The organism is Streptomyces sparsus (genome assembly GCF_054776295.1).
Genome location: NZ_BAAHCA010000776.1, coordinates 1 through 2,379, shown reverse-complemented (window position 1 = coordinate 2,379; position 2,379 = coordinate 1). Strand labels below are relative to the sequence as shown.

1 protein-coding gene is annotated in these 2,379 nt (G+C 75.0%); it reads right to left on the bottom strand.

All coding sequences use genetic code 11. The features are described from left to right. Window positions 1–2,379, bottom strand: a 2,379-nt coding sequence (locus ACYVE9_RS23245) for a cation-translocating P-type ATPase (RefSeq protein WP_461029846.1), incomplete at both ends; no start/stop codon positions are given.

Genomic DNA, 2,379 nt, shown 5'->3' with positions numbered 1-2,379 from the left:
TGCCGGCCCGTCAGCCGTGCCGCGCCCCACGCGAGACCGGCGCCCAGTGTGGTCGTGCCGCCGCGCAGCAGCATCTCGTGCGTGAGGCTGCTGCCCAGCGACTGGTCGGGGCCCTCCCGGAGCAGCCGCTCGGCGTGCTCCGTCGACGGTTCCCGGATCGCGATGGCCAGGGCGGGGGCGAGGTCCGTGAGCAGGTTGACCAGCATGATCTGCCGGGCGTTGAGCGGCGAGGACCCGGTCAGCCCGGCGGCCAGCACACTGAACGCGACCTCCCCGAGATTGCCGCCGACCAGGATCGCCAGCGCGTCGCGGACCGAGCCCCACATCGCCCGGCCCTCCATCAGCGCGGCGATGATCGTCTCCAGCCGGTCGTCGCTGACCACAAGATCCGCGGCGGCCGTCGCGGCGGGCGTGCCCCGCCGGCCCAGCGCGATGCCGACGTCCGCGAGGCGGATGGCCGGCGCGTCGTTCGCGCCGTCGCCCGTCATCGCCACCACCCGGCCGATGCGCTGGTAGGCCTGCACGATCCGCACCTTGTGGTGCGGGCTGCACCGGGCGATGACATCCAGGGTGGGCAGCAGCTCGTCCAGCGCGTCGTCGTCGAGCCGGTCGATCTCGGCGCCCGTGCAGACCTTCTGGTCCGGGTCGTCGTTGACGGTGGCGGCGATGGCGTCCGCGGTAGCCGGGTGGTCGCCGGTGAGCATGACGGTCTGCACGCCTGCCTCACGCAGCCGCGCGGTGGCCGGCGCGGCACCGGACCGGACCGGGTCGGCGAGCGCGACGAAACCGAGGAAGACCAGTTCGCCGACCGTCTCGTCGCTGACGTCCTCGCCCTTGGCCAGGGGCCGTTCGGCGACGGCCAGCACACGGCGGCCGGCACCGGCCAGCCGCTCGGCGGCGTCGGTGAGGTGCTTGCGGCCGGCGTCGTCCAGCTCGGACTCCTTGCCGTCCAGCTGCCGGCGGGTACAGCGCTCCAGCACGTTCTCCGGCGCTCCCTTGACGCTCAGCAGGTCGCCCTGCGAGCAGTGCCCCGTCGTCGCGTGGTAGGCCCGGGACGGGTCGAAGGGCAGCGCGTCGGCCCGCTTCCACTTCGCCGCGCGGTGCCGGACCGTGACGCGGGCCCGGCGGGCGCCGGCGACCACGGCGTTGTCGGTCTGGTGGGCCAGCGGCTCCGACTCGCGGGCCGGGGGAGTGGCACGCAGCGCGGCGGCGAGCACCGCCTTGACGGCGGCGTCGAGGTGGTCCGCGGGAGTCTCGTGGTCACCGTCGCTCACCGCGGCCAGCCGCAGGTCCCCCTCGGTGAGGGTGCCGGTCTTGTCGAAGCACAGCACGTCCGCCCGGCCCAGGGCCTCGATGGTCTTGGGGTTGCGGACGAGCGCGCCGTGGTCGGCGAGTCGCCGCGCGGCGGCCAGCTGGGCGGCGTTGACGAGGAACGGCAGACCCTCGGGAACCGAGGCGACCGCCAGGTTCACCGCCGAGGACAGCGTCTGGCTCAGCGGGAGACCGTGCACCAGACCGGCCGTGGCGACCGCGACCGCCGAGCCGATGGCGATCGGCACGCTCGTCTTCGTCAGTGAGGTCAGCCGGGACTCCACCCCGGTGACGGGCGACTTCTGCCGGGCGGTGACCATGCTGCGGCCCACCTCGGTGGCCGAACCGGTGGCCACCACCACGGCGACCGCCTGACCGGCGGAGACGGTGGTGCCCTCGTAGAGCATCGAGTGCCGGTCGGCGATCTGAGCGGCGACGGTGGGCGCCGGGTCCTTCGCCACGGGCAGCGACTCGCCGGTCAGCGAGGACTCGTCGACCTCCAGCCCCTCCCCCTCCAGCAGCCGGCAGTCCGCCGGCACGACCTCCTGCGCCCGCAGCACCACGACGTCGCCGGGCACCAGGTCCCCGGCGGCCACCAGCCGCTCCGCGCCGGCCCGGCGTACGCGGGCACCGATCGCCGAGCGGGCGAACAGCTCCTCCAGCGCCCGGTCGGTCCGCACTCGCTGTACCGCGCCCAGCAGCGCCGACGCTCCGGTGATGCCCACCACCAGTCCGGCGTCGGTGCGGGAGCCGACCGCGGCGGACAGCGCCGCGCCCGCGGCGAGCACCGGAGTCAACGGGTTCGCGAGCTCCTCGACGAACGCCGACGCGAGTCCCACCCGGGTCGGCTTGTCGGCGTCCGGCTGGCCTGACGCCCGCTCGGTGGCCTGTTCCCCGGTGAGGCCGTCGGTCCCGGTGTCCAGCTTCTCCAGCACCCGCTCCACCGGCATCAGATGCCAGGGGGTGTTCTCCACCGGCGGCGTCACCGGCCGCGACAGCAGCTGCCGGGCACGCCAGCGACCGAGGCAGAACGCGGCGGTGCCCGCCGTCGTGCCGGCCGCCGCGCCG